The following is a 26,533-nucleotide window of genomic DNA, read 5'->3' as shown; positions in this document are numbered from 1 at the left end:
CGCGCCCGGCACAAGACAGGGGAGTTTCGATGGCGCAGCGGGGCAAGGGCACGGGTTCGCGGCAAGGCTGGCGGTGTGTCAGGCCATGTGGCCGGCTGGCTGCCGTTGCCCTGGTCGCCGCCGGCATAGCCTCACCCGCGTTCGCGCAGGACGCCGCTGCGCCGCCCGCGGCCGCGGCGTCCGAGCCGCCGCAGGTGCAGGAGGTGATCGTGACCTCGCAGCGCGTGCAGACGGTGCTCGGCCGCACGCCGCTGTCGGTCGGCGTGCTGGACCAGCACCAGATCGAGACCCGCGGCACGGCCCAGCTGAGTGACCTGGTCGGCGTGGTGCCCGGTGTCACCGTGCCCAACGGCTTCAGCAACCAGCCGCAGGCGGTCGGCATCCGCGGCGTGGGCGTGTCGTCGGCGGCGATGAGCCAGGCGGTGGGCATCTATGTGGACGACGTGCCCATCGTGCGCGGCTATGCCAGCGCGCTGTGGGACCTGCCGGACATCGCACGCATCGAAGTGCTGCGCGGCCCGCAAGGCACGCTGTACGGCCAGAACCTCACGGCAGGCGCGGTGCGCATCATCTCCATCGACCCCGGCGCCGAGCGCGCGGCCTGGGTCTCCGGCTCGCTGGGCAACCACGACGAATACCAGGCGCATGCCTACTTCAACGGGCCCATCGGCGACGGGCCGCTGTCCGGCAGCCTGGCGCTTTCACGGCGCCGCAACGAAGGCTTTGGCTACAACGCCACGCTGGACGAGCACGACAACAAGCTGGACGCGAGCCAGTTCCGCGCCAAGCTGCGCTGGCAGGAACCGGCCGGCTGGGACGCCATCCTGGCGGTCGACGGCCTGCTGGACCATTCCGACACCAACACCGGCAACTTCCCGCTCAACGACCCGAAGGCCGCGCCGCGCGTCAACTTCACGTCCTCCACCTCCGGCCCGTTCAAGCGCCTGGCCGGCGGCCTCGAACTCAAGCTGAGCCATGCGCTGGAAGACGGGATCCAGTTCCACGCGATCACCGGCTACCGCGCCTTCAAGGACGATCCCACCGTGGCCGACATCGGCGGCCTGGCCATCCAGCGCTACCTGCTGGCGCAGAAGGTGCACCAGAAGGTCTTCTCGCAGGAGCTGCAGCTGCAGGCCAGGCAGAGCGACCTGGACTGGACCGCTGGCGCGATGCTGGTGTCGGACGATTTCCACTTCGAGCGCTTCGTCAGCATGACGCCACCCGGCGCACCGGCTTCGTCGAATTCCGACGCGATCACGCACCTGGAGACCACCGACTTCGGCCTCTACGGGCAGGCCCACTACCGCTGGACCGAACGCCTGGGCCTGACCGCCGGCCTGCGCGCCTACCGCACGGGGCAGACCGGCGCGAACCAGTACTGGCTGGCCGACGAGCAGGGCGGGCACACGCAAAACGTCTACCAGGCGCCGCACCTGTCCACTTCGAGCAAGGGCCTGCTGCCGCGGCTGGGTGTGGACTGGCAGCAGGACCGCGACCTGTTTTTCTACGCCAGCTTTGCGATGGGCCAGAAGTTCGGTGGCTTCAACCGCGCGGCTCAGTCGCAGCGCTCGGCCGAATTTGCCACCGACCCGGAGAAGGTCACCAGCTGGGAGCTGGGCAGCAAGTCGCGCCTGGCCGGCGGGCAGGTGAAGCTGGACATCGCGCTGTTCTACAACGACTACCGCGACTACCTCGCCTCGCTGAGCAATGCCGTGATCGACGGGGTGCACGTCGCCGAGCCGGTGCTGGTCAACGCTGGCAAGGCCAAGACCTATGGCGCCGACATCGACCTGGGCATCAAGCTCGCCGAGCACACCGATTTGTCGCTGTCGGCCGAGCTGCTGCGCACCCGCTTCGACCAGTTCGAGAACCCCACCGGCGCGGCCGCCAGCAACTACGTCGGCAACCAGCTGCCGTTTGCGCCGCAGTTCTCGTTGGGTGCGAGCCTGGAGCACGTCCAGCCCATGCCGGACGGCTCATCGCTGGGCCTCTCGGCCTCGGTCCAGCACCTGTCGCGGCAGTATTCGGATGTGCAGAACACGGCGCTCACCTCGGTGCCGGTGCAGACCTGCATCAACCTTGGCGCGAGCTGGCTGACCCCCGAGCGCGGCTGGACCTTCTCGCTGCGCGTGCGCAACCTCACCAACCGCAGCTACGTGCTGCTGCGCACCAGGATCCCGCCGGCCGACGTCGACGCCGCGTTCTACAACGCGCCGCGCACCGTTCTCGCCACCGTGCGCCACGATTTCTGACCCGGGGGCGAGCCATGAATCCCGGCCTGGCGAGCGACCCGGCGCTGTCGCTGCCACAGCAGCCGCAGTCCTTCGAACGGCCGCTGCGCTTTGGCCGCTTCTCGCTCGATCCTGCCCGCAAGCTGCTGCTGGACGACGGCCAGGCCGTGCGCCTTGGCAGCCGCGCGCTGGACCTGTTGATTGCCTTGGTGGAGCGGGCCGGCGAGGTCGTGAGCCACGACGAGCTGTTCGCCCGCGTGTGGCCGAGCACGGTGGTGGAAGCGTCCAGCCTGCGCGTGCACATGTCGGCGCTGCGCAGGGCGCTGGGCGAGGGCAGCGGCAACGGCGAGCTGCGCTACATCGCCAGCCTGCCTGGGCGCGGCTACTGCTTCGTGATGGACATCGCCGACGCCGAGGCGCAGGTGGAGACAAAGGCTGTGCCAGCACCCAGGGCCGTCCCCCTGGCCGCGTCCTTGCCTCGCCCGTTCCCGTCGCGGCTGACCGGCGTCGTCGGCCGTGAGCAGGTGCTGGCCAGGCTGTCGGCCAAGCTGCAGCAGGGCCGGCTGGTGACCGTCGTCGGGCCCGGTGGCATCGGCAAGACCACCGTCGCGCTGGCCGTCGCCCAGGACATCGCCTGGCGCCACGCCGAGGGCGCCGTGTTTGTCGACCTGGCGCCGCTGGTGGACCCGGCGCTGGTGCCCGCGACGCTGGCCGCCGCGCTGGGCATTCCGGTGCCGGCCCAGTCGCCGTGGCCCGCGCTGGAGGCGACGCTGGCCGCGCGGGACCTGCTGATCGTGCTGGACAACTGCGAACACCTGATCGCCGCCGCTGCCGCGCTGGCCGAACGCGTGCTCACCGCGGCGCCGCGCGTGCGGGTGCTGGCCACCAGCCGCGAACCGCTGGACGCCGAATCCGAAGCCATTCTTCGCCTCGAAGCGCTGGGCGTGCCGCCCGAGTGGCCGGCGCTGGACGTGCAGGCCGCGCTCGCCTATCCGGCCTTGCGCCTGTTCGTCGAACGGGCGGCCGCGAGCGACGACCGCTTTGCACTGTCGCCCGCCAACCTGCCGGCCGTGGTGCGCCTGTGCCGCCATCTGGACGGCCTGCCGCTGGCCATCGAGCTGGCGGCCGCGCGCGTGGGCAGCCTGGGCATCCACGCGCTGGCGGAGCGGCTGGACGACCTGTTCCGCCTGCTGCGGCGCGGCCGCCGCACCGTGCTGCCGCGCCACCAGACCTTGCAGGCCTTGCTCGACTGGAGCCATGGCCTGCTGGCACCGGACGAACAACGCGTGCTGCACCGGCTGTCCGTCTTCCGCTCGTCATTCACGCTGGAGGTCGCAGGCGAGCTTGCGAGTTGCGAGCACGTCGGGCGTCAGCGCGTCATGGCCAGCATGCTCAACCTGGTTTCCAAGTCCCTGCTGGAGCTGGAGGTGGGCGAGGCCGGCAAGGTGCCGCGCTATCGCCTGTTGTTCGTCGCACGACTCTATGCCTCGGGCATGCTGGCGGCCGACGGCGATGCGCACGAGGTTGGCCGCCGCCATGCCATCTGCTGCCTGGACCTGCTGGCGGCTGCGAACGCCGATCTGGAAGGCCAACGCGCGACGCTGTCTGCGTGGCTGGCGACCCACGCGCCGCTGCTGCCGGATGTCCGCGCGGCGCTTGACTGGGCCGAGCGCCCTGGCGGCGACCGGCTGCTCGGTGCTGCGCTGCTGGTCGAGTCAGGCCGCCTGGTGCAGGAACTCGGCTTGAACGACGAGTTCCTGCCTCGAACCCTGCGGGCGTTGACCCTCGTGCGCGCAGAGGGCGGCATGCCGGCCCGGCTCGAACTGGGGCTGCTGACGTTTGCGTGCGCCCTGGACGGGCAGTGCAGCACGGCACGCGACCCGTCATCCGAGATTCCTGCCCACCTGGAAGCGCTTGCCCGGCGCATCGGCTCGGCACATGAGCGGCGCACGGCGCTGCTGTGCCTTTGTGCCAATGCCTTCGCTCGCGGTGACTATCCGCGCGTGGCCCAGTGTGCCGCTCGCTACGCCAGCCTGCCACCGGACCCGGACGACCCCACTGACCTTGGCGCCACGCTGGTCGGGCGTCGCTTTGACGCACTGGCCCGGCATTACCTGGGCGACCACCGCGCGGCATGGGCGGACAGCGCCTACTTGCTCCAGCACGCGGGCAGCCTCCTGCGGGGCAGCCGCTACCCCCACATGCCGGTGCAGATGTCGATGGGCGTCCAGCAGGCGCGCATCCTGTGGCTGGAGGGCGCGTCGGACCGCGCGCTGCAGCGCGCGCTGGAGGTGCTGGCCATTGTCGAAGGCGGGCAACATTTCGCAGTCAGCCAGGCGCTGGCGCTGGCGGTCATCCCCATCCTGCTCTGGCGCGGCGACGACGCGCAGGCGGCCACCTTCCTGGATCGCTTGGTCGACAGCGCCCTGGGCCATGGCCAAAGCTTCTGGCTGGGCTGGAGCGACAGCTACTGCAAGGTGCTGGCGCTGCGCGGACAGGCGGTCGATGCACAGCGGCGGCGCATTGGGGCCGAGCGGGGCTGGACCAGCACCATCGAGGGCGACATGCTGGCCACGCTGGTGCCCGCGCTGGCCGGCCCGGCGCAGCTAGCGCGCGTCGAGGCCGGCAGCGTGGGCTGGTGCGCGCCGGAGGTCCTGCGGGCCCATGGCGAACAGTTGCTCGCCGAGCCGGCCCTGGCGGCGCAGGCCGAGCCGGTGTTGCTGCGCGCGCTGGCCCTCGCGCGGCAGCAGGGCGCCCGCGCCTGGGCGCTGCGCGCCGCCTGCAGCCTGGCCACGCTGTGGCATGCCACCGGCCGGGGCCAGGCCGCGCGCGAGTTGCTGGCGCCCGTCGTGGCCGGCTTCACCGAAGGCCTGGGCTGCGTGGACGTCCAGCGAGCCCGGCGCCTGCTGGTGCTTTGGGACGGCGGCTGATCCTCAGCTCACGGCCCGCCGCTCGCGCCCGCGGGGTGCGAGCGACAGCAGCACCAGCGTGGCCACCAGGCTGGCGGCCACCACCGCGAACATCGCGGCCGGCCCCGCGTCGCGCAGCATCGGCACCAGCAGCAGCGGGCCCAGCGCCGCGCCGGTGCGGTTCAGCGCCCAGGCGCCGGCGGTGGCCGAGGCGCGCGAGCGGGTGGGGAACAGCTCCGCGCCGTAGACCGTCAGCAGCGTCACGTACAAGGAGATCGCCAGGTTGAACAGCGCCATCGCGACGATCAGCGCTGTCGTGCCGCTGCTGAAGACAAAGGCCGCGCCGCAGGCCAGCATGGCCACGGCGCAGGCGGCCATCGAAAGCCGCCGGTCGAAGCGGTCCATCACGGTGGACGCCAGCAGCGTGCCCAGCAGCGGGCCCAGCGACGACAGGCCGAAGATCAGCAGCGCAGCGTCGAGCTTGAAGCCGCGCTGGGTCAGCACCGCGCCGGTCAGCAAGGGGAACGCCACGGTGGCCCACGGGCTCAGCGAAAACAGGCCGGCCACCCAGGGCCAGCGGCGCCCGGTGTGGGCTGCGCCGTCGTGCTCGGCACTGGCTTCGGTGCGCACCTCGGTTTCCGGCAGGTCCGGCATGGCTGCCGTGCCGGCCAGCCGCCGTGAGCGCTCGAAGGCCTGGCAGCCGGCCTCGGCCTGCGCGCTGCGCCCGCGGGCCTGCAGCCAGCGCGGCGACTCGGGCAGCGCGAGGAACATCAGCCCCGAGAGCAGTGCGCCCGCGCTGCCCAGCAGGAAGCCCCAGCGCCAGCCTTCCAGCCCCAGGGGCTGCAGGGGCGTCAGCCAGCGCACCAGGAAGATGGCGGCCGGCGGGCCCAGCAGCGAGAGCGAGAGGCTGCAAAAAATCAGCGTACCGCGGCGCCGCGGTGGCAGCAGGTCGGTCAGGTAGGCGATGACGATGGGCGGATAGCCGCCCAGCGCCAGCCCGGAGAGGAAACGGCACAGCGTCAGCGGCATCACGCCGTGCAGCATGCCGGCGGCCAGCGACACGGCGGCGATCCACAGCATCAGGCTGACCAGCGCGGTGCGCCGGCCCTTCCTGTCCGCCCACCAGCCCAGCAGCGGCGCGCCCAGCATCGCCCCGAGGAAGACCGCGGCCAGCAGCAGCGACAGCTCGCCCGCGGGCACCGGGTTCGGTGGTGCCGAGAAGACGGCGGCCAGCACGCCGCCAAAGGCCATCTCCAGCGTGTCCAGCATCATGCCCAGCGCGCAGATCAGCATCGCCAGGCCGTGCAGCCAGGTCACCGGCAGGCGGTCCATGCGCGCGGCGATGTCGCCTTCGAGCACGCGCTCGGGGTGGTGAGAGGAAAGGGCAGTCATCGGCTCTCGTTTTGGGGCCAGGTCCGGACGCCTGGGCTTCGGTGTCCACCATACGTGCTACGCCCGCCGTGCGGCACCGTGCCAGCGCCGGATTCACGCAAATTCACACCCGCCGTTCCCCCCGGCCTGCGGCGGCATGGGAGGATCTGATCCGGCCTTCCTGTCTGACCACCCACCCCACGAGGCGGAACGAGCGTGCGCGAGAACCTCTCCGGGAACCTCCCGGACACACTCTCCTTCGGGCCCTTCGTGCTGACCGCAGCGCCGCGTGGCCTGTGGTTCGGCACGCAGGCGGTCGAGCTCGAGCATGCTGCGCTCGAACTGCTGGCCACCATCGCCCGCAGCGCCCACGGTGCCACTGCCGCGCAGCTCTGGCCGCTGGTGTCCGGCGAGCCCGCTGTCGACGAGGAGCAGCTGGGCGAGTGGGTCGGCCGCGTCAACACCGCGCTGGGCCGCTGCACGCCGGCCTGGTACATCGCCTGGTATCCCGATGACGAGGTGCCTCGCTTCGCGCTGGTCGACGCAACCCGGCGGTCCACCGCCATGGCCGCGCTGCCGGCCCCTCGCACCGACATCATCGGCCGCGAGGACGCGATCCAGCGCGTCGTTGCCGAGCTGCGCGCGCACCGCTTCGTCACGGTGCTGGCCGCTGGCGGCATGGGCAAGACCACGGTAGCGTTGGCGGCAGCCCACCTGGCCGCGAGCGAGCACCCGGACGGTGTGCATTTCATCGACCTGGCGCCGTTTGTCGACGCCGAGCTGGCTGTGCAAGGCGTGGCCACCGCGCTCGGCTGCGCGGCGAGTGGCGTCACGGCCCTGGCGGCCTTGCAGCGCTGGGCCAGCGGCCGGCGTGCGCTGTTCGTGCTGGACAGTTGCGAGCACCTGATCGAGGCCACGGCGCAGGTGGCCGAGGCGCTGCTGGGCGCCGGGCCGGCGATTGCCGTGCTCGCCACCAGCCGCGAGCCGCTGCGCGCCTCAGGCGAGTGGCTGTACCGGCTCGCGCCGATGCGGCTGCCGCAACCGGGCGAGCTGGTGTCGGCCAGCCAGGCGTTGGCGTTCCCCGCGCTGCGCCTGTTCATCGAACGGGCAGGCGTTTCAGATACCTCAGGTGCCGGCTTTGCGCTGGACGATGCGGACGTGCCGCTGCTCGTTGCGCTGTGCACGCGGCTGGACGGCATCGCGCTGGCGATCGAGATCGTCGCGGCCCGCGCAGCCGCGCTGGGGCTTGCCGCGCTGGCCCACAAGGTCGAGCAGCGGCTGCTGCAGCTGCCAGGCCCGCAAACCGCTGCCCCTGCCCGCCACACCACCTTGTCCGCCTTGCTGGACTGGAGCTACCAGCTGCTGTCGCCCGGCGAGCAGCAGGTGCTGCGGCGGCTCGCGGTCTTTCGCAACGGCTTCACGCTCGATGCCGCCAACGAAGTTGCCGTGGGCCCGGGGGCCGATGCCACCGTCGTGCAGGAAGACCTGCTGGATCTGGTCGCCAAGTCGCTGGTGGCGCCGGTGCGCGGCAGCGAGCCTGGGCGCCTGCGCCTGCTGGACACCACACGCGCCTACGCCGGCGCCAAGCTGGACGAAGCCGGTGAGCGCAACGCTGTCAGCCGCCGGCATGCGCTGTGGCTCGCCTCGGCGCTCGCTGAAGCCGAGCGAAGCTGGGACGGCATCAGCCGCGCGCAATGGCTGGCGCGGTATGCGCCCTTGATCGATGACAGCCGCGCCGCGCTGGACTGGGCCTTCACGCCCGGCGGCGATGTCGAACTCGGCATCGAGCTGACGCTTTCCAGTTTCGCGCTGGCCCGGCAGATGCTGCTGGTCGACGAATTCACCCGCCGCGTGGAACAGACGATGGAGGCGCTGGTGGCTCGCGGCATGGACCCGGCGGCCAAGGGGCCGGGCGCCGCGATCAGCTCGCAACACATGCGGCTGATCTTCCTCGTTGGCTGCCTGGGCACCGGTGGCAGTGCCCGCATGCAGGCTCTCGTGCCGGTGCTGAAAAGCCTGGCCGCCGCGCAGCCGGACGCCAGCAGCCTGCTGCACCGCTTCAGCGCCTTCAACAGCATGTGGGCGCTCTCCGTCGCGCAGGCCGACTTCCGGTCTGCCGGCGAATGGGCGGACCGGCTTTCGCAAACCGCCGAGCTGATGGACGACCCGGTCGCGGACCTCGTCGCCGGCCGCATCCAGGCGCAGAACCAGCACTTCATGGGCCGGCATGTCGAAGCCACTGCAATGGCCCGGCGTGTCCTGCACGAGGCCTGGCGCACCATCCCGCTGGCCTACAACCCGTCGCCGGTGGAGCTGCGCGTGTCCATGCGGGTGGTGCTGGCGCGTTCGCTGTGGATGCAAGGCTTTCCCGAGCGCGCCGCTGCGATGGCGAGCGAAGCCATGGCGCAATCGCTCACCGACTCCCCCATCGCCCAATGCCAGGCCATCGTGATGGGCTCGATGCCCGTCGCCCTGTGGAGCGGGCTGGACGACACCGCGCACGAACTGCTCACCCAGGTCACCGACGTCGAAACCATCCAGGGCTTCGGCTACTGGCTGCGCTGGGGCAAGCGCTTTGGCGACGTGCTCTCGCTGCGCGCCGGCAGTCCCCTCCCGGCGATGCAGGACGCGGCCTTCTTCGACGAGCCCGACTGGATCCTCGCCGACCACCTCGCCACCCTGGACGAACGATGGCTCTCGCCGGCCTGTGTCCAGCGCGTCGAGGCGGGCATGGTCGGCTGGTGCACCCCTGAAGTCCTGCGCCGCCAGGGCGAACGCGCCTTGCGCGAAGCCACGCCCGCCAGCCAGGCGCGCGGCGAAGACCTGCTGCAACGCTCGCTGGCGCTGGCGCGCCAGCAGGGCACTGCGTCCTGGGAACTGCGCACCGCCACCAGCCTGGCCCGCCACTGGCAGGCGAGAGACCGCGCGCACAAGGCCAGAGCCCTGCTCGAACCCGTGCTTGCGCGCTTCACCGAGGGCTTTGAGACCGCCGACTGGCGCGACGCGCGGGGGCTGTTGGCAGCATTGTCTTAACATGCCGGCTCGCCGGGCAAACCGCCCGTTGCGCGCTGAATTCATGCGTCGCGCATCCAGCGATGCGACATCACTTCCAGAGGAAAAGGCATGGCACTGAAGTTGGGCCTGGTGGGCATTGGCAAGATCGCCCGCGATCAACACATTCCGGCGCTTGCTGCCGATCCCCGCTTCGAACTGGTGGCCTGTGCCAGCCGCAATGCGCAGGTGGACGGGGTGGCGAACTTTGTCGACGTCGAGACCATGCTGGCCGAGGTGAAGCATCTCGATGCCATTTCGATCTGCACGCCGCCCCAGGCCCATTTCGAAGCCGCGCTCGCCGCGCTGCGGGCTGGCAAGCACGTGATGCTGGAGAAGCCGCCTGCCGCGACGACCCGGCACATCGCCTTGCTGCAGGCCGAGGCACAGCGGCAGGGCCGCACGCTGTTCCAGACCTGGCACTCGCGCTTCGCTGCCGGCGTGGACGCGGCGCGCGAATGGCTGAGCGGGCGCACGCTGACCGGCGGCACCATCACCTGGAAGGAAGACGTGCATCACTGGCATCCGGGCCAGCAATGGATCTTCGAGCCCGGCGGCCTGGGCGTGTTCGACCCCGGCATCAATGCCCTGTCGGTGCTGACCGAGCTGTTGCCCGGCGAAGCCTTCGTGCACGAGGCCACGCTTGATTTCCCGGAGAACCAGCAGGCGCCCATCGCAGCCCGCCTGGCGCTGCGCACCGAGGCCGGCGTCACGGTGAATGCCGAGTTCGACTTCCGCCAGAAGGGCGAGCAGACCTGGGACATCGAGCTGTTCACCACCTCCGGCCGCCTGAAGCTGACCCACGGCGGCGGCGCGCTGGAGATCGACGGTCGACCGCTGGCGGCCGACGCGGCGTTGGCCGGCGAGTACCCACGGCTGTACGCGCGCTTTGCCGAGCTGTGCGCGGCCGGCGAGTCGGAGGTCGACTGGCGGCCGTTCCAGCTGGTGGCCGATGCCTTCCTGGTCGGCCGGCGGCAGACCGTGGCGGCCCACCAGGTCTGAGCAGGCCTGGGCCGGCCATCCGGCCGCCCCGCCGTGCCCTGGCGCCGCCCCCGGTTCACTGCCCGGCAGGCGGCTCCCACAGTTCGACCTTGTTGTGCTCTGGATGGGAATGACCTTGGGTGCTTCTGACGCCAGCGGGCTTTGTACCTGACGCGTTCGAGGCCTGGATTGGCCAGCCGTTTGCCCACGGCAACGCGCATTTCGAGATCGCCTGCCAGTTGCCGGTCCAGCGCGCCTGAGCTGGAGACGGCCGTTTTGCGCGGCATTGAACACATTTGAACGGTGGCTGCAGGCGCCCTTGTTCGGCAACGTTTCTCGGCTTGGTCGAAAATGGCAGCCCGGAGCGGGTTTCAACCGGCTTCCAGCGATCCTTCAGCGACCACCCATGCATCTCGAACCAGAACAAGCCAGCTGCCGATTGACCACTGCCTATGGGGACTTCCGGCTGCATGGCTTCAAGGAACCGGCCACCGGGCTGGAACACGCGGCGCTGTGCTTTGGCGACCTGTCCACGGGGGAGCCGGTGCTGGTCCGGCTGCATTCGGAATGCCTGACCGGCGACGCCTTTGGCAGCTGCCACTGCGATTGCGGGCCGCAGCTGCGCAGCGCGCTGAAGGCGATTGCCACCGAGGGCCGCGGGGCGCTGCTGTACCTGCGCCAGGAAGGCCGCGGCATCGGGCTGCTGAACAAGATTCGCGCCTATGCGCTGCAGGAAACCGGCGTGGACACGCTGGATGCGAACCGCCTGCTGGGCCTGCCGGCAGACGCCCGCGACTACGGCTTTGCCGCGACCATGCTGTCGCAGCTGGGCATCCGCTCGGTCAAGCTGCTCACCAACAACCCCGGCAAGATCGCCGGCCTGAAGGCCCATGGCGTGGACGTGGTGGAGCGCGTCTCGCTGCAGGTGGGCCGCACCACACGCAACGGCGCCTACCTGGACACCAAGGCCCACCGCATGGGTCATTTGTTCGACCTGGCGCGGGAGTTGCCGGACGAGGCCCCCGAGGCCGATCCGGCACGCTGACCAGGCGCTACCTGGCCCGGGGCTTGGCAGGCCGGTCGAACTGCCCGGTGGCCAGCCGGTCGACCAGGCGGACCATGCGGCCGGTGAGCAGCGGCCGGTCGTAGTGGGTCAACACCCGCTGGCGGCCGGCAGTGCCCATGGCCTGGCGCTGCGTGGGCTGCTGGACCAGCGCATCCAGCGCGTGTTCCCATTCGGCAGGCGTGCTGGCCAGCCAGCCGGTCTGGCCCGGGACGACCACCTCACAGTTCGCCCCCACCGGCGAGGCCACGCAGGGCAGGCCGGCGGCCATGTACTGCAGCAGCTTGAAGGCGCATTTGCCGCGCGCAAACGGGTCGTCGCTGAGCGGCATCAGGCCGATGTCGGCGCTGGCAATCGCGGCCGTCTCGCCGTCGGCTGACCAGCGCACTTTCTCGATCGGCACGTCGTCCCAGTCCGGCCAGTCCGAGCTGATGACGCGCAGCTTCAGTTGCGGGTGACGCTGGGCCAGCCTGGCCAGCACCGGGCGCAGCGGCGCGAGGTAGGCCAGGTTGTGCGGCAGGCCGACCCAGGCCAGCGTGGCGCCGCTGGCTGAGCCGCTGCGCTGCGCCGGGTAGGCTGCGGCGTCCACCGGCGTGGGCACGATTTCCACCCGCGCGCCGCCGGCCGTCGCATGGCGGGCCAGCTCGGCATTGCCCACGGTGACCAGGCGCGAGAGCCGGCACGCGGCTTCGAAGTTGCGCCGCCTGCGCGGCGAGGCTGGCCGCTCATGGCCGATGTATTTGGGCTGCCGCAGCCAGATGGCGTCGTCCACGTCGAACATGCTGCGCGGCTGCAAATGCTGCAGCAGCCGCATCTCCCACGGCTCCAGCCGCAGCTTGTGCAGCACCACCGCCGAACTTGCGCGCAGCACCTGCCGCAGTTGCCAGATGCGCCAGCCATACAGGCGCTCGGGCAACACCCGAAGTTCGTTGCGCCAGCCCAGTCCTTCGACCCCTGGCAGCACCGGTGCGAGCCGGTGGCGAAAGGAGGGTGCTTGCGGGTCGGTGCTGAGCCAGACGATGCTGCCGCGGGGTGCCGGTAGAAGGGGGGAGCCACTCATGGGCGAAGTATCGCCCGGGGCTGTGAAGCGCCAGCCGCGCGGCGCAGGACTCAGCGCGCTTGCTCAGGTCGTGTGGGCGGTTGCTTGCCGGCCCAGCTTCAACTGCGAAGTCATCTCCAGCAGGCCGGCCGCCCGTTTGACCTGCCGGACCGGAAACAGGCATGAAAAAACCGGCCATTGGCCGGTTCGGTGCAGGGCTTTCGAGCGCCTGGATGCAGGTGCCGAATGCTCAGTTCCGCGAGACCTTGTCGGCGCCCGAGGCCGCGGTGGTCACGTGGCCGCCCAGGCGCTGCACTTCGGCCAGGTATTCGGGGCCATGGCGCCATTGCTGGTAGTTGGCCATGCGGCGCTGGTAGTCGGCGCTGAAGACGACGTAGCTGTCGTCCTGGATGGCCAGCATGTCCAGGCCGGCGCGGCGCCACAGCACCAGGTCGGCCTGCACTTCGGCGCGGCTGAGGGTGGGCTGGTTGTCGAAGTTGACGCTGCCGGTGTTGTCTTCGGCACGGGCCACGCCAGACAGGGCGGCCAGGCTCAGGGCGGCGACGCCCAGGAAACGAGTGACTTGCATGGAAATTCCTTTCGCTTGACAGGTGTGACCGTCGGGGTCACGGACATGGCGGCCGACTGCGAGGCAGTGGGTGCTGGGTCAGTCCAGCGGTTTGGCTCAGAGCGGGGAAGCCGGTCGTCGATTCAGTGCCTTCATGGTAGAAACCCTGAGGCATCAGGAGGCTGACGGCTGGATGACAAATTTGTCATCTGGGCGGCAGCGCCACCTTCCCAGGCGGCACTGCATGGCGGGGCTCAACCCTCGGCGGGCAGCAGCAGGCCGAAGGTGTTCAGGCCGTTGGCAGACTCGACGAACACCGTGCCGCGGTGCATCACCGCGATGGCGTTGACGATGGCCAGGCCCAGGCCATGGTTGCCGCCGCTGTTCAGGCGCGCACTGTCGACGCGGTAGAAGCGGTCGAACAAATGCGGCAGGTGCTGCGCAGGAATCTCCGGGCCGGGGTTGGTGATGGCCAGCCGCACCTGAGCGCCTTCGCGCAGGATGCTCGCCTGCACCTCGTCGCCCGGCGTGGCGTGCTGGATCGCGTTGCGCATCAGGTTGCTGAGCGCGCGCCGCAGCAGCGCGGTCTCCACGCTGCACTTGGTGTCGCCCTCGACCCGCAGCGTCACGCCGCGCTCGTCGAACAGCGGCTCCAGGAATTCGGCCACCTTGCGCACCTCGTCTGCCATGCACACGGCCAACTGGCGCGAGGCCGCGGCGCCCTGGTCGGCTCGGGCCAGGAACAGCATGTCGTTGACGATGGCCTTCAGCCGCTCCATGTCTTCCAGGTTAGAGTGCAGCACCTCTTCGAGCTCGGCATTGCTGCGCGGGCGGGTCAGCATCACCTGGGTCTGGCCGATCAGGTTGGTGAGCGGCGTGCGCAGCTCGTGGGCCACGTCGGCATTGAAACCTTCGAGCTGCTGGTAGGCGGTTTCCAACCGGGCCAACGCGCCGTTGAACGAGGCGGTCAGGTCGTCCAGCTCGGCCGGCATGGGCTTGAGCGCCAGCCGCTGGCCCTTGTGGTTCGGGTCCAGCGCCTGGGCCTGGCGCGACAGCCGGCGCAGCGGCCGCAGCCCGAAACGCGCCATGCCGTGGCCCAGCAGCGCGACCACCACCACGCCGGCACTGCCCAGCACGATCAGCATCAGCCGGAAGGCGTTCAGCGTGTCCCAGAAACGCGCCGGGTCCTTGGCCAGTACCAGCCGCACCTCGGGCCGGTCGCCATCGGCCGGCAGTGTGCGCGACCAGGTCATCCAGGCGGGGCCGCGGCCATGGTCCTGCAGGAAGCCGAAGCCGCCTTGCCGCGACAGCGCGATCACGTCCGCCGACGGCGTGCCGTAGCGGAAGCCCGGCTGGTCGCTGATCAGCCAGACGCGCATGCCGCTGCGCTCGGCCTCCATCGCGTCCATCGTCGGCGTGAGCCACAGCCGCCACTGCGACTCGCTCTGCGTGCGCAGCACGCTGGACTCGACCCAGCCGCCGCGCAGCCCCAGCTCGTAGCGCAGCTGGTCGTGGATGCCGGCCTGCAGCACCATGTAGATCACCACGCCGGCAACGACGAACACCACCGAGGCGCAGGCCGCGAACAGCGCGGTCAGCCGGACCGCCAGCGAACGCGTCATGGCGCGGCGGTGGCCGCGGCCGGGCTCGGGCCCGGGCGTTCCTCCAGCACGTAGCCCATGCCGCGCAGCGTGTGCAGCAGCTTGTTCGGGTACGGCCCGTCGATCTTCGCGCGCAGGCGCTTGATGGCCACTTCCACCACGTTGGTGTTGCTGTCGAAATTCATGTCCCAGACCAGCTCTGCGATCTCGGTGCGCGAGAGCACCTGGCCGCTGCGCCGCGCCAAGGTGCTGAGCAGCGAGAACTCCTTGGCGGTCAGGTCGATGCGGTCGCCGCCGCGGTGCACCTTGCGGCTCATCAAGTCCAGCACCATGTCGCCGATGGCCAGCGTGCTGGCCTCCTGCTGGCGGCTGCGCCGGCCCAGGGCCTGCAGCCGGGCACTCAGTTCGAGGAAGGAGAAGGGCTTGACCAGGTAGTCGTCGGCCCCGTCCTGCAGGCCGCGCACCCGGTCTTCGACGCTGTCTCTCGCCGTCAGCATCAGGATGGGCATGTCCTTGCTGCGGCGCACGTCGCGCAGCACCTGGAAGCCGTCGATGCCGGGCAGCATCACGTCCAGTACCACCACGTCGTACGCATGCTCGAGCGCGGCGTGGCGGCCGTCGATCCCGTTGCGGGCGACGTCCACCACATGGCCTTGCTCGGTCAGGCCACGCAGCAGGTAATCGGCCGTCTTGGCCTCGTCTTCCACGATCAGGACGCGCATGCGGCGAGTCTAGCGACCCGTGCCGTGCCGCGCGCCGACCGGCGGATGACATTTCTGTCAGATTGGGCTGCGCCGTCCTGGCGGTCCGCGATCGCGGTGCCGCGCTTCACCTCGGGTCGCGCAGCCGAAACCGCCGCTTGCCATCCGGTGTTTCAAATTCGCCGGGCGAATCTGTGGTTCTGAGGCGTTCCCCGGTGGCGAGTCGGTAGTGCAGTTCAATGTTGCCATTCGGGTGGGCGATTTTTTCGCGCAAGATGATGCAGGCCTCCCCGCGTTGTCCGATGGCTTCAAGCTTGTCTGGTGTCATGCCGTGATGTTGCGACACGCCAGGCCTGTCCTGGTAACCGAACCTTTCCGCGAACGCGGTCATCGGCGAGCCTGAAACGGCCACTCCCCGCTCAGCGCGTGGCTTCGTCCAGCGCCTGCTGCAGCGTGGGCTGGAGCGGCAGGCCGGGCGAGGCACGCATGCCGAATTGCCGTGGCGCCTGCGTGCCGTGTTGCCAGTTCAGGGTCTCGCCGTCCAGCCACAGCAGGTCCGAGACCTGGCCGTCGCGCAGCAGCCGCAGCGCCGTGAGCGGCGCACCGCCTGCCGGCAGCACCGGTTGCCAGGCTGCGTCAGCCGAGGCGCTGTCCAGCGAGTCCAGCCATTGCAGCAGCGCGCGGTTCATCGCGCGCGGCGCGGCTTCGCTGCCTCGTTGCCAGGTCCAGCGGGCCGTCTCCATGGCCACGGCCTGGCGCAGCGCCATCAGCGGCGTGGCCGCGGGTGCAGACGCGATGCCCGACCTGGCCATGGCGGCGGCCGGCGGCATGGCTGCGAGCTTGCCGGTCGCGGTGCCGGCCATGGTGCCCACCTCGTTCTGGACCTGCGCTTCCGGCCGGAGCTCCATCCTGGCGCCGTAGCTTTGCCTGTCGTCTGCCTGCGCCAGCAGGTCTGGCGCGATGGCGGCCGGCTTGGCGGCTTCGGTCACCCGTGATGGCGCTGGTGCAGCGGCGTCGGCCATGGGGCTGGTCTTGGCCAAGGCCGCGGGCGGGGCCGGTGGCGCAGCAGGCGCGGCGGTTGCGGTGGGTGCGGGCATCGCAGGTGCCGGTCGGGCCTCGGCAAGGACCTGCGGTGGTGCCGCCTCTCGTGTTGCCGGCAGTGGCGCTGGCGGTGCGAGCTTCGCAGCCTTGGGTGCTGCTTCGGTGTTTTGCCGCTTCAGCTTGTCCTCCGGCTGCCGGCGGGCCTCCGGTGCGGCTGGCATGACCACCGCGGGCGGCGCCGCAGCCTCGGCCATGCGGTCGGCCTGCGGCGCGGTGGAAAGCGGTGCGGTCCGCGGCGCCGGCTCCTGCAGCGGCCCCAGGTCGCCGGCATGGTCGCGCCACATCAGGCCGACCAGCACGGCCAGCATCAGGCCGGCAAAACCGCTGGCGGCCGACGGGCGGCGCAGCCAGTCCCACCACCCAACGCGAGCGGGTGTGGGCGGCGCCGGCCGCGGGTCGCGCGCCTTGGCCTGGGCCTCGCGCAGGATGGCTTCGCTGAGCGCTGGCGGCGGACCGTTGAGGGCGTCCGGCGCATGCTTCAGCGCGCTTTGCAGATACGCGTCGCGAGTCTCGTCGTCGTTCATGAGACCTCCTTCTGCAGCGGCGCCAGGTAGGCGCCCATGCAGGTGCGCAGCTTGCTCATCGCGTAGCGCAGCCGCGTCTTGGCGGTCTCGAAACCCACCTCCAGCGTGCGCGCCACCTCGGCCAGCGGCAGCTCGTCGTCGTGGTGCAGCAGGAAGGCGCTGCGCTGCGGCAGCGGCAACTCGTCCAGGCAGGCCAGCAGGCGCTCGCCAGCGCGGCGCCAGAAGGCCAGCTCGTCACCGTGCGGGGCGGGGCTGGGCGGCGCGGGCCACTGCTGCCACGCGGCGTCGCCACCGGCCGGTTCCCACGGCGAGCCGTCCTCGCTGTCGCCCATCGAGACCTCGCGCCCGCTGCGCCGCCAGATGTCGATCACCCGGTTCTGCGCCAGCGTGTAGAGCCAGGTGCGAAAGCTCGCGCCCTGTGGTTGCCACTGCGCGCGGGCGTTCACCACGCGCAGCCAGGTGTCCTGGAACACCTCGTCGGTCTGCGCGGCCAGGGCCGTGCCCAGCAGTCGCCGCACGAAGCGGTACAGCCCCGCCTGGTGGCGGCCGTAGAGCTGCTCGAAGGCGCGCGCGTCGCCCAGCGCATAGGCGCGCATCAGGGCGTCGTCGCTGTCCGGTTCGGGGGCGCTGGGCGGGGGTGTCATCGGTCTTGCAGTCTGCCTCACACCCGAGGTGATACGGCCGGCGGCGGCGAACGGGGTGAACCCTGCCCGGAAAAACTTCGGCTTTCGCTTTTGCTTACGGCGAGGCCTGCCGCATGGCTTGCGCCAGCTCGTCCTGCCCGCGCGACTGCAGCGTGTTGATCGCGCCGTCCCGGTCCGCCCGCTCGCGGTTCTGGCTCAGCTTGCGCTTGCCTTCCAGCCGGGTGAGCCGCACTTCGATGCCCACGATGTGGCCCAGCATCTCGGCCAAGAAGTCCGGCGGTGCATCGCTCATCTTCCAGGGCTGCGCCTCGGCGGCCTCGTGCTGGCGGGTGAGCCGTGCCAGCAGGCCGCGCACGAACTTCTCGTCGTCACGCACATGCAGCGTGCCGTGGGCATGCACGGCCTCGTAGTTCCAGGTCGGCACGTGGCGGTGCGTCTGGTGCTTGCTGGGGTACCAGCTCGGCGAGATGTAGCCCTGCACGCCGCGGAAGACCACCATCACCGGCGCGCCCTCGGCGACCTCGCGCCAGACCGGGTTGGCCCGCGCCACGTGCGCGCGCAGCACCCCGGCCGGGCCTTCGTCGGCGTCCAGCAGGAAGGGCAGGTGGTTCGCGTCCAGCCCGGCGCCAGTGTGCGTGACCAGCATGCCCAGCGCGTTGTCGCGGACGATGCGGTGCAGGGTGTCGAGCTGCGGCTCGGCGAAGTGCGGCGGGAGGTACATGGCGGTGCAGTGAGCGGGGTTGGGTGAGCCGTCCAGGGAAGGCATGGTCGCCAATGTGCCGCCTTTCTGGCTCATGGAAAATAGCCAGTTCTGCCACATTTCACTGGGCCAGTTGCGCCGCAGACCATGCAAGACTCCGCCCGCCGCGGCCAGGGCCGCGCGCTGTACGACGAACTGCGCGCCCGCATGGCCGACGGCACCTACGGGCCGGGCGCGGCGCTGCCGTCCACCCGCGCGCTGGCGGGCGAGCGCGGGCTCTCGCGCACCACCGTGTCGCTGGTCTACGAGCAGCTGGCGGCGGACGGCTTCCTGGACACGCGCCCGGGCGCCGCGAGCCGCGTCGCTGCCAGCGCGCTGCCGCCGGCAAAGGCCGGCCATGGCGGCCCGTTGCAGGCCGGCCCGCGGCCGGTGGACCGGCTCTCGGCCATCGGCACCCGCATGGCCGCGCTGGACCTGCACCACCTGGCGTCCGAGGTGCCGGACGAAATCGACTTTCTCTACGGCCCGCTGGCTGGCCGCGACTTCCCGACCGGCGCCTGGCTGAAGGCGCTGCGCAGCGTGGAGCGCCAGCACGGCGCGCGGCTGGACTATGAAGACCCGCGCGGCAACCTCGCGCTGCGCAAGGCGCTGCAGAAGCACCTCAGCCAGACGCGGGGCCTGTCCTGCAGCGTGGACCAGTTGATGATCGTCAGCGGCTCGCAGCAGGCGCTGGACCTGTGCGCGCGGCTGCTGCTGGACCCCGGCGACCCGGTCGTGGTCGAGAACCCCGGCTACCGCATGGCGCACCACGTGTTCGAAGGCTGTGGCGCACGTCTGCAGTGTGTGGACGTGGACGCCCAGGGCCTGTGCACCGATCAGCTGGCCGGCATTGCACAGGCCCGGCTGATCTACGTCACGCCCACCCACCAGTTCCCGCTCGGCGGCTTCCTGCCCATCGGTCGCCGCCGCAGCCTGCTGGACTGGGCCGCCGAGCGGGGCGCCTGGGTCATTGAGGACGACTACGACAGCGAATACCGCTACGCCGTGCGGCCTGAGGCGCCCTTGCAGTCGCTGGACCTGCACGGCCGGGTGATCCATGTCGGCACCTTCTCGAAGACCCTGTCGCCCCAGCTGCGCCTGGGCTACATGGTGCTGCCGCCGCAGCTGGTGCCCGCTTTCGCCACCGCCAAGCGCCTGGCCGACCGCCATGCCAACACCGGCCTGCAGCGCGCGCTGGCGCTGCTGCTGGAAGACGGCAGCCATGACCGCCACGTGCGCCGCATCCGCCGCCTGCAGCAAGCCCGCCAACGCGTGCTGCTCGACACCCTGGCCGCGCAGCTGGGCCCGCGCGTGGTGGTGGAAGGGGCGGCCAGCGGGCTGCATGTGGTGGCCTGGCTGCCGGGCCTGGCGCCAGCGCAGGAGCCGGCGCTGGTGGCGCTGGCTTTGCGGCAGAAGGTTCGCGTGCATCCGGTCAGCCCGCTGTTCCATCCGGCCGGTCCCGCCGCCGCCAGGCAGCGGCGGCCGGCCGGGCTGGTGATGGGTTACGCGCTGCTGACGCTGGCGCAAATCGAGGAAGGCGTGAAGCGGCTGGCCGCGGTGGTGCGCCGGCTTGAACCCGAGGCGGGTTGGGGCCGGATTTTTTGACCCCGTTCGCGCGGCTGCCACGTATCAGCCCTCATCCCTGTCGATGAGGAGACCGCGATGAACATCAAGATCAAGTCCCTGAACCCGGCGCTGCTGGCCACGCTGGCCGCCGCCCTGCTGGGCTTGGCGCTGGCCACCGCCTGCGCCGATGCCCGGGAGCCCGTGCCTGACGCCGCGGCACCGTGGCCGCCGGCCTGGCAGCAAGGCGAGCAGGCCGATGCCGCGGACTTCACGCCGCCAGCCTTCGACGCACCCTCGGCCACTGACTGCCGGCGCCTGCCGGTGGTGCGGGAGCAAGGTGGCGAGCCCGTGGGGCAGGCCGGCAAGCCGATGCTGCCACTCGAGTACGCGCGGACCGACGCGCGTAGAGAGGTGGCCACAGGCGCGGTGGAAAAAGCACCCGTCGCACCGCCTTCCCGGCCAATGGCGGCAATGGCACCCGCCGCTCAGCCGCTGGCCGAAGCCACGGTGCGCGACGCTGCCACGCCTGAAGCGCTTGGCAAGGTTGCCGACATGCTCGCCCAGACCACCGCGGCGCCGTCTCGCCATCGCCCGGCCGAGCCTGTGGTCACGGCCGGCGTGGTCAACGACAACGCCGACTTCGGCGAGTACCTGGCCTACCGGCAGCGCCACGCCGGCCTGCCGGTGCGCGAGCGAGACATCCGCGAGCGCTACCTGCTGGAGGTGACCGACGCGCAAGGCTTCCCGGTGCACGACGCCGAGGTCGCCGTGCAGCGCGCCGGCATCGCGCAGCCGGTCATGTGGGCCCGCACCGACACGGCCGGCCACGTCTGGCTGCACCCGCGCGCCTTCCTGGCGCCGGGGGTGGCGGACGAGCGCACGCTGGGGGTGGCCGTGCGCAAGAACGGCCAGCAAGCGCTCGCCGTGCTCAGGCGCGGCCAGCCGCAGGCGCTGCAGTTGCGCCTGGGCGCGCCGCCCGCGGCGCAAGCCCGGCTGGACCTGGTGTTCCTGATCGATGCCACCGGCTCAATGGACGACGAGATCGCCAAGCTCAAGGCCTCGATGCGCGCGATGGCCGAGCAGATCGCCCGCCTGCCGGGGCAGCCCGACGTCTGTTACGGCCTGGTGGCCTACCGAGACCGCGGCGACGCTTTCCTGACCCGCACGCAGGACTTCACCAACGACCTGGGGGCGTTCCAGCAAGGCCTGGCGCGGCTGCAGGCCGGCGGCGGCGGCGACACGCCCGAAGCGCTGAACGAGGCGCTGCACGAAGTTGTGCATGGCCTGAGCTGGCGTCGCGAAGCCGCCCGCATGGTCGTGCTGGTGGCCGACGCGCCACCGCACCTGGACTACCAGGGACCTCAGTACGACCGCGACATGCAGGCCGCGCTCGCCAAGGGCATCAAGCTGTTCGCCGTCGGCGCCAGCGGCCTGGACCCGGTCGGCGAGTACATCTTCCGCCAGATGGCCCAGTACACCGCCGGCCGCTTCGTCTTCCTGACCTATCGCGACGCCAGCGACCCCGGCAGCGGCCCCGGCACGCAGACCGTGCACGATGTGCAGCAGTACTCGGTGCAGACGCTGGACCGGCTGGTGGTGCGGCTGGTGGGCGAGGAGATGGCCAAGCTGAAGCGGGGGTGAAGCGGGGTTGAGGTGATGGGCTCGGGTATCGTCGTGGCACCCTGATGTGGGGTGCCACGACCCACCACCGTGACCCGAGTCCTGCCTCTTCTTGCCGCCGCCCTGTTCGCCACCAACTCCGCCTGGTCCCAGGTGGCCGACGCAGCGCCCGCCGTGCCTGAGTCTCCCAACCCTGCAGCCCGCCCGCTGTGGGAAGCCGGCCTCGCCGTCGTGGGCGTGCGCGGGCCGGACTACCCGGCGGCCGGCAGCACCCACAACCGCGCTGCAGTCGTGCCCATCGTGATCTACCGCGGCGAGCGCCTGCGCGTGGACGACGAAGGCGTGCGCGGGCGGCTGCTCAACACCGGCGCGTTCGAGCTGGACCTCTCCGGCGCCGCCGCCTTCAACGCCCGCGACAGCCCCGCCCGCGCGGGCATGCCGGGCCTGGACTACACCTTCGAGCTGGGCCCGCAAGCCATCTACCGCCGAAACCTCGGCGGTGGCCAGCAGTTCAGCGCTCACCTGCAGCTGCGCGGCGTGTTCTCCACCGACTGGGGCAGCATCGAAGGCCGCGGCTACGTCGTGCAGCCCGAGCTGCGCTGGCGCCAGCGCGGCTGGCCAATGGCCGGCAGCCAGGTACAACTTGGCGTCCAGGCCACCTGGGCCAGCGAAGAGCTGCAAGACTACTTCTACCAGGTCAACCCTGCCTACGCGACCGCCACCCGCGCCGCGTACGACGCCCGCGCCGGCTACTTCGGCGCCGCCCTGCGCGCCAGCTGGTCCCAGCGCCTGTCCCCCAGCATGGCCGTGAGCTTCGGCCTCACCCTCAACGACCACCACGGCGCCGCCAACCGCGACAGCCCGCTGTTCCAGCGTGAACGCGACGTGCAGGCGCTGGTGGCGTTCGTCTGGACGCCATGGCGCGGCGGTGGCGCTGGCGAGCCATGAACTGCCTCATCGAGGTCAATGCATGAGCAGGGGGCGTGGTGGCAGGTCACAGTCACTCGCCCAACCTGTTCGAACGGCATCTGTGGGTCGCGGAACCGCCAGACCGTTCCATGCGCGAATTCAGAACCTCGGGCTCTTGCCGGTGAAGCCCGCGTCGTACTTGCGCATCTGCGTCAGGTCGTCGCGGTTGCGCACGCCACAGGTCAGGTACTGCTCGTGCAGTTCTGCGAGCTTGTCGGGATCGATCTCCACGCCCAGACCCGGACTTTTCGGCACCGGCACCGCACCGTGATCGAAGGCGATGCGTCCGCCTTTGACCACTTCCTCTTCTTGCCATGGGTAGTGCGTGTCGCAGGCATAGGTGAGGTTCGGAATGGCGGCCGCCACGTGCGTCATCGCCATCAGGCTGATGCCCAAGTGCGAGTTCGAATGCATCGACATGCCGAGGTCCCAAAGCGAACACATGCGTGCCAGTGTTTGGGTGACGCGCAGTCCGCCCCAGTAATGGTGGTCTGACAACAGGACCTTGACCGACCCCATTTCCGCGCCCTTGCGGAAATCGTCTAGGGTCGTGATGACCATGTTCGTAGCCAGCGGCAGCCGTGTATGCCCGGCGAGCTTGGCCATGCCCTCCAGTCCCGGCGTGGGGTCTTCGTAGTATTCGAGCAGTTCATCGAGTTCAGGCGCGGCTTTGATGCTGGTCTCGAGCGACCAGTTCGCGTTCGGGTCCAGCCGCAAAGGCAAGCCTGGAAAGGCCTCGTGCAACGCGCGCATGCAGGCGATCTCGTGCGCAGGTTCGAACACTCCGCCCTTCAGTTTGATGCTCTGGAACCCATACAGGCCGATCATGCGCCGCGCCTGCGCGACGATCTGTGCCGGGCTGATGCCCTCGCCCCAGGCGTCCGCGGCGTACGGCTTGTCGATGTGCTCGGCGTACTTGAAGAACAGGTAGGCGCTGTACGGCACCGCGTCGCGCACTGCGCCGCCCAGCAGATCGACCACCGGTGCACCGACGATCTGCCCCTGCAGATCAAGCATCGCCACCTCGAAGGTGCTGGTCACCTTGGCGGCGTTCTTCGCCGTGTGCGAACCCGGCGCGAGTTCGAATTCGACGGCACCGGCGCTCGGGCGGATGGCCGCGCGCACCCGCTCTTCCATGCGGTTGAGGTCGAATGGCGACAACCCGAGGACGAGCGGCTTCGCCTGCGCCAGCACCCGCAGCATCGGCTCGTCGCCGTAGGTCTCCGAGATGCCGGTGCGGCCGTCGCTGGTTTCGAATTCGACAATCGCGCGCAGCGCCCAGGGCTCGTGGATGCCGGCCGCATTCAGCAGCGGGCCGTCGCGAAACGCGATCGGGGTGATGCGGACGTCGGTGATGCGGATGTCTCGGCTCATGGGCTGGTTCCTCAATTGACCGTGGCGCCGGACTTCTTCACCAGCGCGCCCCAGCGCGGGATCTCCTTGGCCATCAGCGCGGCCAGCTCTTCGGGCGTGCCGCCAACCAGGTCCATTCCGAGGCCGCCGAGCTTGGACTGCACATCGGGCATCTTCAGCGCCTTGGCGATCTCGGCGTGCAGCCTTTGCACGATGGCCTTCGGCGTTCCCTTGGGCGCGTAGATCGCCTGCCACGACGACATCTCGAAACCGGGCACGCCGGACTCGATCATCGTGGGCGTGTTCGGCGACAGCGCGATGCGCTTGCCCGTCGTCACCGCCAGCAGCTTCAGCTTGCCCGATTGCAGCAGTGGCAGCGCCGCCGTCATCTGGTCGAACATGAAGGTGACCTGGCCCGCGGACACGTCGACCATGGCCGGCGGCGTGCCCTTGTACGGGATGTGCGTCAGTGGCACGCCGATCAGGTCGGCGAACAGCTCGCCTGCCAGATGAGTGGACGTGCCTGCGCCGGACGACGCGAAGGTGCGCCGCTTCTCGTCCTTCTTCAGCAACGCGACCAGCTCGGCCACCGAGTTCACGCCGAGATTCGGGTCCACCAGCAGCACGTTGGGCAGCGTGGCCACCAGGGCCACCGGCTCGAAATCCTTCACCGGGTCGTAGTTCAGATGCTTATACAGGCTGGCATTGATCGCGTGGGTGCTGATCGTGCCGCCGAAGAGCGTGTACCCGTCGGGCGCGGCCTTGGCCACAAATGAAGCACCGATGCTGCCGCCCTGTCCGGGTTTGTTGTCCACGACGACCGTTTGCTTCAGCGCGGCCTGCAGCTTCTCGGCGATCACGCGCCCGACCACGTCGGTCGAGCCGCCCGCCGTGAACGGAACGATGTAGGTGATGGGCTTGGCCTGGGGCCAGTCCGGCGTCTGTGCTGCAACTGAGCCGGCAGCGGCGAGAGCAGCTGACAGGGCGAGGCACGAGAAGAGGTTTCGACGGTTCAAGGGGATGTCTCCGCAGTTTGGCCTGGGTTCCGTGCCTCAAGGGCGGCGCGGGCTCTTTGAGCGGAGTAAAGCACTAATATATTAGTATGTCAATGAGGCGGCCTTGCTAAACTTCGCGTCATGCCCGCCCCGTCCGCCAGCCGCTTCGCGCCGTTCGACCGCTCGCGCCACGCCGCGCCACAGGTATTCGAGCGGCTGCGCGACATGATCTTGTCTCTCGAACTGGCCCCGGGCACACTGCTCTCGCGTGCCGATCTGGCGGCGCATTTCGGTCTCAGCCAAACGCCCGTCCGCGATGCGCTGAACAAGCTCGGCGAAGAGGGCTTGATCGACATCCGTCCGCAGCACGCCACGGTCGTGAGCCGCATCGACGCAGCTGCGGCCGTGCAAGCGCAGTTCCTGCGCCGGGCAATCGAAGCCGAGGTGGTGCGCACCCTTGTCGGTCACGCCGACGCGGCCCTTGTCGACCAGCTGCGTGCACAGATCGACGTACAGGCCGCGCTGATGGGCAGCGCGGCGTACCTCGAGTTCATCGCTGCCGATCGGGCCTTTCACCGGTTGATGTACGTTGCCGCGGGCGTGCCGGACCTGTTCGACCTGGTGCGGCAACGCAGTGGGCATGTCGACCGCTTGCGCATGCTGAGCCTGCCCTCGGTGGGCAAGCAGCGGGCCATCGTGCGCGACCACCGCCGAATTGTGGATGCCATCGCGAGCGGCGACGCTGCGGCGGCGCAGACGAGCTTGCGCGACCACCTCTCTGGCACACTGGGCCAGATCGATGCGATCCGGCTGGCGCATCCGGACTACTTCACGGCGTAGGAAGGGCCAACGGGGCTTGCCCACTGCAACTCGAAGAGCCTCACGCCAGTTCCGTCAGGTCCGCCATCGTTGCCGATCACACCTTCTTGACGAACTCCGACTTCAACCCCATGGCCCCGATCCCGTCGATCTTGCAGTCGATGTCGTGATCGCCGTCGGTCAGGCGGATGTTTTTCACCTTGGTGCCGACCTTGACGACCAGGGACGAGCCTTTGATCTTCAAATCCTTGACGACGGTCACCGTGTCCCCGTCCAGCAGCACATTTCCCACCGCGTCGCGAATGACGCGAGCCTCGGCAACGGGAGCTTCCGAATCCCGGGGCGACCATTCGTGACCGCACTCCGGGCAGATCAGCAGGGCGCCGTCCTCATAGGTGTAGGTGGATTCGCACTTGGGGCAGGCGGGCAGAGTGCTCACAGGGGTATCGCAGTCGGGAAATGCAGGCACCGCACGCGGGTGCGGACTTTCAGGATGGGGTCTCTTCAGTGCCGCCAGGAATGACGCTGAGGCCATGCGCGGCGAGGTACTCGCGGATCAGCCGGCGAACCACCTGCGACGGCGTGACGTCCTGCTGGGCACAGAGCGCCTCGAAAGCCTTCTTCTTGGCTGGGTCGATCAAGACCGTCAGTCGCGCCGTCTTCTGTTCCATGGTGCTCGTCGTTGCCG

Annotated in this window: 22 protein-coding genes; 9 read left to right on the top strand and 13 right to left on the bottom strand. The window is 70.1% G+C overall.

All coding sequences use genetic code 11. From position 1 onward, the window contains the following. Nucleotides 1-29: 29 nt before the first annotated feature. Both ACAH41_RS12595 and ACAH41_RS12590 read left to right on the top strand, forming a co-directional pair. Nucleotides 30-2,252 (top strand): TonB-dependent receptor, encoded by a 2,223-nt coding sequence (locus ACAH41_RS12595; protein ID WP_370538315.1) that lies wholly within the window; start codon nt 30-32, stop codon nt 2,250-2,252. Between the two features lie 14 nt (nt 2,253-2,266). Continuing rightward, nucleotides 2,267-5,161 carry a winged helix-turn-helix domain-containing protein gene (locus ACAH41_RS12590; RefSeq protein ID WP_325651190.1) on the top strand — a complete coding sequence of 965 codons (2,895 nt, stop codon included), beginning with the start codon at nt 2,267-2,269 and terminating at the stop codon, nt 5,159-5,161. A 3-nt stretch (nt 5,162-5,164) separates the two neighbouring features. Here ACAH41_RS12590 and ACAH41_RS12585 read toward each other — a convergent pair whose 3' ends face one another. Continuing rightward, the gene (locus ACAH41_RS12585) at nt 5,165-6,532 is read right to left on the bottom strand and encodes an MFS transporter (RefSeq protein ID WP_325651189.1); all 1,368 of its coding nucleotides are present in this window, start codon (nt 6,530-6,532) and stop codon (nt 5,165-5,167) included. Nucleotides 6,533-6,727: 195 nt separating this feature from the next. Here ACAH41_RS12585 and ACAH41_RS12580 point away from each other — a divergent pair, with 195 nt between their 5' ends. The 3 genes from ACAH41_RS12580 to ribA all read left to right on the top strand — a co-directional run bounded on the left by ACAH41_RS12580 (nt 6,728) and on the right by ribA (nt 11,588). Then, a complete protein-coding gene (locus ACAH41_RS12580) occupies nt 6,728-9,544 on the top strand; it encodes a hypothetical protein (protein WP_325651187.1) in 2,817 nt (938 codons plus the stop codon). Nucleotides 9,545-9,634: 90 nt separating this feature from the next. Continuing rightward, a complete protein-coding gene (locus ACAH41_RS12575) occupies nt 9,635-10,564 on the top strand; it encodes a Gfo/Idh/MocA family oxidoreductase (RefSeq protein ID WP_325651185.1) in 930 nt (309 codons plus the stop codon). Nucleotides 10,565-10,949: 385 nt separating this feature from the next. Then, nucleotides 10,950-11,588 (top strand): GTP cyclohydrolase II, encoded by a 639-nt coding sequence (gene ribA, locus ACAH41_RS12570; RefSeq protein WP_325651183.1) that lies wholly within the window; start codon nt 10,950-10,952, stop codon nt 11,586-11,588. 7 nt (nt 11,589-11,595) lie between these two features. On the opposite strand, the gene ACAH41_RS12565 is transcribed toward ribA, so the two are convergent. The 8 genes from ACAH41_RS12565 to ACAH41_RS12530 form a co-directional block, all read right to left on the bottom strand. Next, nucleotides 11,596-12,666 carry a glycosyltransferase family 4 protein gene (locus tag ACAH41_RS12565; protein WP_325651181.1) on the bottom strand — a complete coding sequence of 357 codons (1,071 nt, stop codon included), beginning with the start codon at nt 12,664-12,666 and terminating at the stop codon, nt 11,596-11,598. 229 nt (nt 12,667-12,895) lie between these two features. After that, nucleotides 12,896-13,234: a DUF4148 domain-containing protein gene (locus tag ACAH41_RS12560; RefSeq protein WP_325651179.1), complete on the bottom strand. Its 339-nt coding sequence runs from the start codon at nt 13,232-13,234 to the stop codon at nt 12,896-12,898. A 233-nt stretch (nt 13,235-13,467) separates the two neighbouring features. Further along, nucleotides 13,468-14,835 carry a heavy metal sensor histidine kinase gene (locus tag ACAH41_RS12555; RefSeq protein WP_325651177.1) on the bottom strand — a complete coding sequence of 456 codons (1,368 nt, stop codon included), beginning with the start codon at nt 14,833-14,835 and terminating at the stop codon, nt 13,468-13,470. After that, the gene (locus ACAH41_RS12550) at nt 14,832-15,536 is read right to left on the bottom strand and encodes a heavy metal response regulator transcription factor (protein WP_325651175.1); all 705 of its coding nucleotides are present in this window, start codon (nt 15,534-15,536) and stop codon (nt 14,832-14,834) included. The genes ACAH41_RS12555 and ACAH41_RS12550 overlap by 4 nt, the downstream gene beginning before the upstream one ends. Nucleotides 15,537-15,642: 106 nt before the next feature. Continuing rightward, nucleotides 15,643-15,906, bottom strand: coding sequence for a hypothetical protein (locus ACAH41_RS12545; RefSeq protein ID WP_325651173.1), 264 nt, complete (start codon nt 15,904-15,906; stop codon nt 15,643-15,645). Between the two features lie 28 nt (nt 15,907-15,934). After that, a complete protein-coding gene (locus ACAH41_RS12540) occupies nt 15,935-17,140 on the bottom strand; it encodes a hypothetical protein (protein WP_325651172.1) in 1,206 nt (401 codons plus the stop codon). Then, a complete protein-coding gene (locus ACAH41_RS12535; protein WP_325651170.1) occupies nt 17,137-17,784 on the bottom strand; it encodes a sigma-70 family RNA polymerase sigma factor in 648 nt (215 codons plus the stop codon). Before ACAH41_RS12535 ends, ACAH41_RS12540 begins: the two co-directional genes overlap by 4 nt. 94 nt (nt 17,785-17,878) lie before the next feature. Continuing rightward, the gene (locus ACAH41_RS12530; RefSeq protein WP_325651402.1) at nt 17,879-18,505 is read right to left on the bottom strand and encodes an FMN-binding negative transcriptional regulator; all 627 of its coding nucleotides are present in this window, start codon (nt 18,503-18,505) and stop codon (nt 17,879-17,881) included. Between the two features lie 126 nt (nt 18,506-18,631). Between ACAH41_RS12530 and ACAH41_RS12525 the strand changes: the two genes are divergently transcribed. From ACAH41_RS12525 to ACAH41_RS12515, 3 genes are all read left to right on the top strand, one after another. Then, entirely contained in the window at nt 18,632-20,128 is a 1,497-nt protein-coding gene (locus tag ACAH41_RS12525) for a PLP-dependent aminotransferase family protein (RefSeq protein WP_325651168.1), read from the top strand. A gap of 57 nt (nt 20,129-20,185) precedes the next feature. Continuing rightward, nucleotides 20,186-21,730: a vWA domain-containing protein gene (locus ACAH41_RS12520; protein WP_325651166.1), complete on the top strand. Its 1,545-nt coding sequence runs from the start codon at nt 20,186-20,188 to the stop codon at nt 21,728-21,730. Between the two features lie 69 nt (nt 21,731-21,799). Further along, nucleotides 21,800-22,657, top strand: a complete 858-nt coding sequence (locus ACAH41_RS12515) for a MipA/OmpV family protein (protein WP_325651164.1) — start codon at nt 21,800-21,802, stop codon at nt 22,655-22,657. A gap of 120 nt (nt 22,658-22,777) precedes the next feature. Here the strand turns inward: ACAH41_RS12515 and ACAH41_RS12510 are convergent, their stop codons facing one another. Together ACAH41_RS12510 and ACAH41_RS12505 are read right to left on the bottom strand one after the other, a co-directional pair. Next, a complete protein-coding gene (locus tag ACAH41_RS12510) occupies nt 22,778-24,052 on the bottom strand; it encodes a glucarate dehydratase family protein (protein ID WP_325651162.1) in 1,275 nt (424 codons plus the stop codon). Between the two features lie 11 nt (nt 24,053-24,063). Further along, nucleotides 24,064-25,014, bottom strand: a complete 951-nt coding sequence (locus ACAH41_RS12505) for a tripartite tricarboxylate transporter substrate binding protein (RefSeq protein WP_325651400.1) — start codon at nt 25,012-25,014, stop codon at nt 24,064-24,066. A 153-nt stretch (nt 25,015-25,167) separates the two neighbouring features. Between ACAH41_RS12505 and ACAH41_RS12500 the strand changes: the two genes are divergently transcribed. Beyond that, nucleotides 25,168-25,866 (top strand): GntR family transcriptional regulator, encoded by a 699-nt coding sequence (locus ACAH41_RS12500; protein WP_325651160.1) that lies wholly within the window; start codon nt 25,168-25,170, stop codon nt 25,864-25,866. A gap of 76 nt (nt 25,867-25,942) precedes the next feature. On the opposite strand, the gene ACAH41_RS12495 is transcribed toward ACAH41_RS12500, so the two are convergent. Both ACAH41_RS12495 and ACAH41_RS12490 read right to left on the bottom strand, forming a co-directional pair. Then, a complete protein-coding gene (locus ACAH41_RS12495; RefSeq protein WP_325651158.1) occupies nt 25,943-26,284 on the bottom strand; it encodes a zinc ribbon domain-containing protein YjdM in 342 nt (113 codons plus the stop codon). Nucleotides 26,285-26,333: 49 nt separating this feature from the next. Continuing rightward, nucleotides 26,334-26,516, bottom strand: a complete 183-nt coding sequence (locus ACAH41_RS12490; protein ID WP_325651398.1) for a ribbon-helix-helix protein, CopG family — start codon at nt 26,514-26,516, stop codon at nt 26,334-26,336. Between the last annotated feature and the right edge of the window lie 17 nt (nt 26,517-26,533).

Origin of the sequence: Ideonella sp., from assembly GCF_041287625.1 — a bacterium.
Taxonomy (GTDB): Bacteria; Pseudomonadota; Gammaproteobacteria; order Burkholderiales; family Burkholderiaceae_C; genus Ideonella.
The sequence above is the reverse complement of the archived record's forward strand: the minus strand, read 5'-3'. Positions and strand labels throughout refer to the sequence as shown.

Excerpts from the sequence above, each read along its gene's own strand:
- ACAH41_RS12545 (WP_325651173.1), bottom strand. The coding sequence starts at position 15,906 with ATGACCGCGTTCGCGGAAAGGTTCGGTTACCAGGACAGGCCTGGCGTG.
- ACAH41_RS12560 (WP_325651179.1), bottom strand. The coding sequence starts at position 13,234 with ATGCAAGTCACTCGTTTCCTGGGCGTCGCCGCCCTGAGCCTGGCCGCC.
- ACAH41_RS12520 (WP_325651166.1), top strand. The coding sequence starts at position 20,186 with ATGAACATCAAGATCAAGTCCCTGAACCCGGCGCTGCTGGCCACGCTG.
- ACAH41_RS12575 (WP_325651185.1), top strand. The coding sequence starts at position 9,635 with ATGGCACTGAAGTTGGGCCTGGTGGGCATTGGCAAGATCGCCCGCGAT.
- ACAH41_RS12565 (WP_325651181.1), bottom strand. The coding sequence starts at position 12,666 with ATGAGTGGCTCCCCCCTTCTACCGGCACCCCGCGGCAGCATCGTCTGG.
- ACAH41_RS12530 (WP_325651402.1), bottom strand. The coding sequence starts at position 18,505 with ATGTACCTCCCGCCGCACTTCGCCGAGCCGCAGCTCGACACCCTGCAC.
- ACAH41_RS12510 (WP_325651162.1), bottom strand. The coding sequence starts at position 24,052 with ATGAGCCGAGACATCCGCATCACCGACGTCCGCATCACCCCGATCGCG.
- ribA (WP_325651183.1), top strand. The coding sequence starts at position 10,950 with ATGCATCTCGAACCAGAACAAGCCAGCTGCCGATTGACCACTGCCTAT.
- ACAH41_RS12550 (WP_325651175.1), bottom strand. The coding sequence starts at position 15,536 with ATGCGCGTCCTGATCGTGGAAGACGAGGCCAAGACGGCCGATTACCTG.
- ACAH41_RS12595 (WP_370538315.1), top strand. The coding sequence starts at position 30 with ATGGCGCAGCGGGGCAAGGGCACGGGTTCGCGGCAAGGCTGGCGGTGT.
- ACAH41_RS12500 (WP_325651160.1), top strand. The coding sequence starts at position 25,168 with ATGCCCGCCCCGTCCGCCAGCCGCTTCGCGCCGTTCGACCGCTCGCGC.
- ACAH41_RS12555 (WP_325651177.1), bottom strand. The coding sequence starts at position 14,835 with ATGACGCGTTCGCTGGCGGTCCGGCTGACCGCGCTGTTCGCGGCCTGC.
- ACAH41_RS12585 (WP_325651189.1), bottom strand. The coding sequence starts at position 6,532 with ATGACTGCCCTTTCCTCTCACCACCCCGAGCGCGTGCTCGAAGGCGAC.
- ACAH41_RS12490 (WP_325651398.1), bottom strand. The coding sequence starts at position 26,516 with ATGGAACAGAAGACGGCGCGACTGACGGTCTTGATCGACCCAGCCAAG.
- ACAH41_RS12540 (WP_325651172.1), bottom strand. The coding sequence starts at position 17,140 with ATGAACGACGACGAGACTCGCGACGCGTATCTGCAAAGCGCGCTGAAG.
- ACAH41_RS12525 (WP_325651168.1), top strand. The coding sequence starts at position 18,632 with ATGCAAGACTCCGCCCGCCGCGGCCAGGGCCGCGCGCTGTACGACGAA.
- ACAH41_RS12535 (WP_325651170.1), bottom strand. The coding sequence starts at position 17,784 with ATGACACCCCCGCCCAGCGCCCCCGAACCGGACAGCGACGACGCCCTG.
- ACAH41_RS12590 (WP_325651190.1), top strand. The coding sequence starts at position 2,267 with ATGAATCCCGGCCTGGCGAGCGACCCGGCGCTGTCGCTGCCACAGCAG.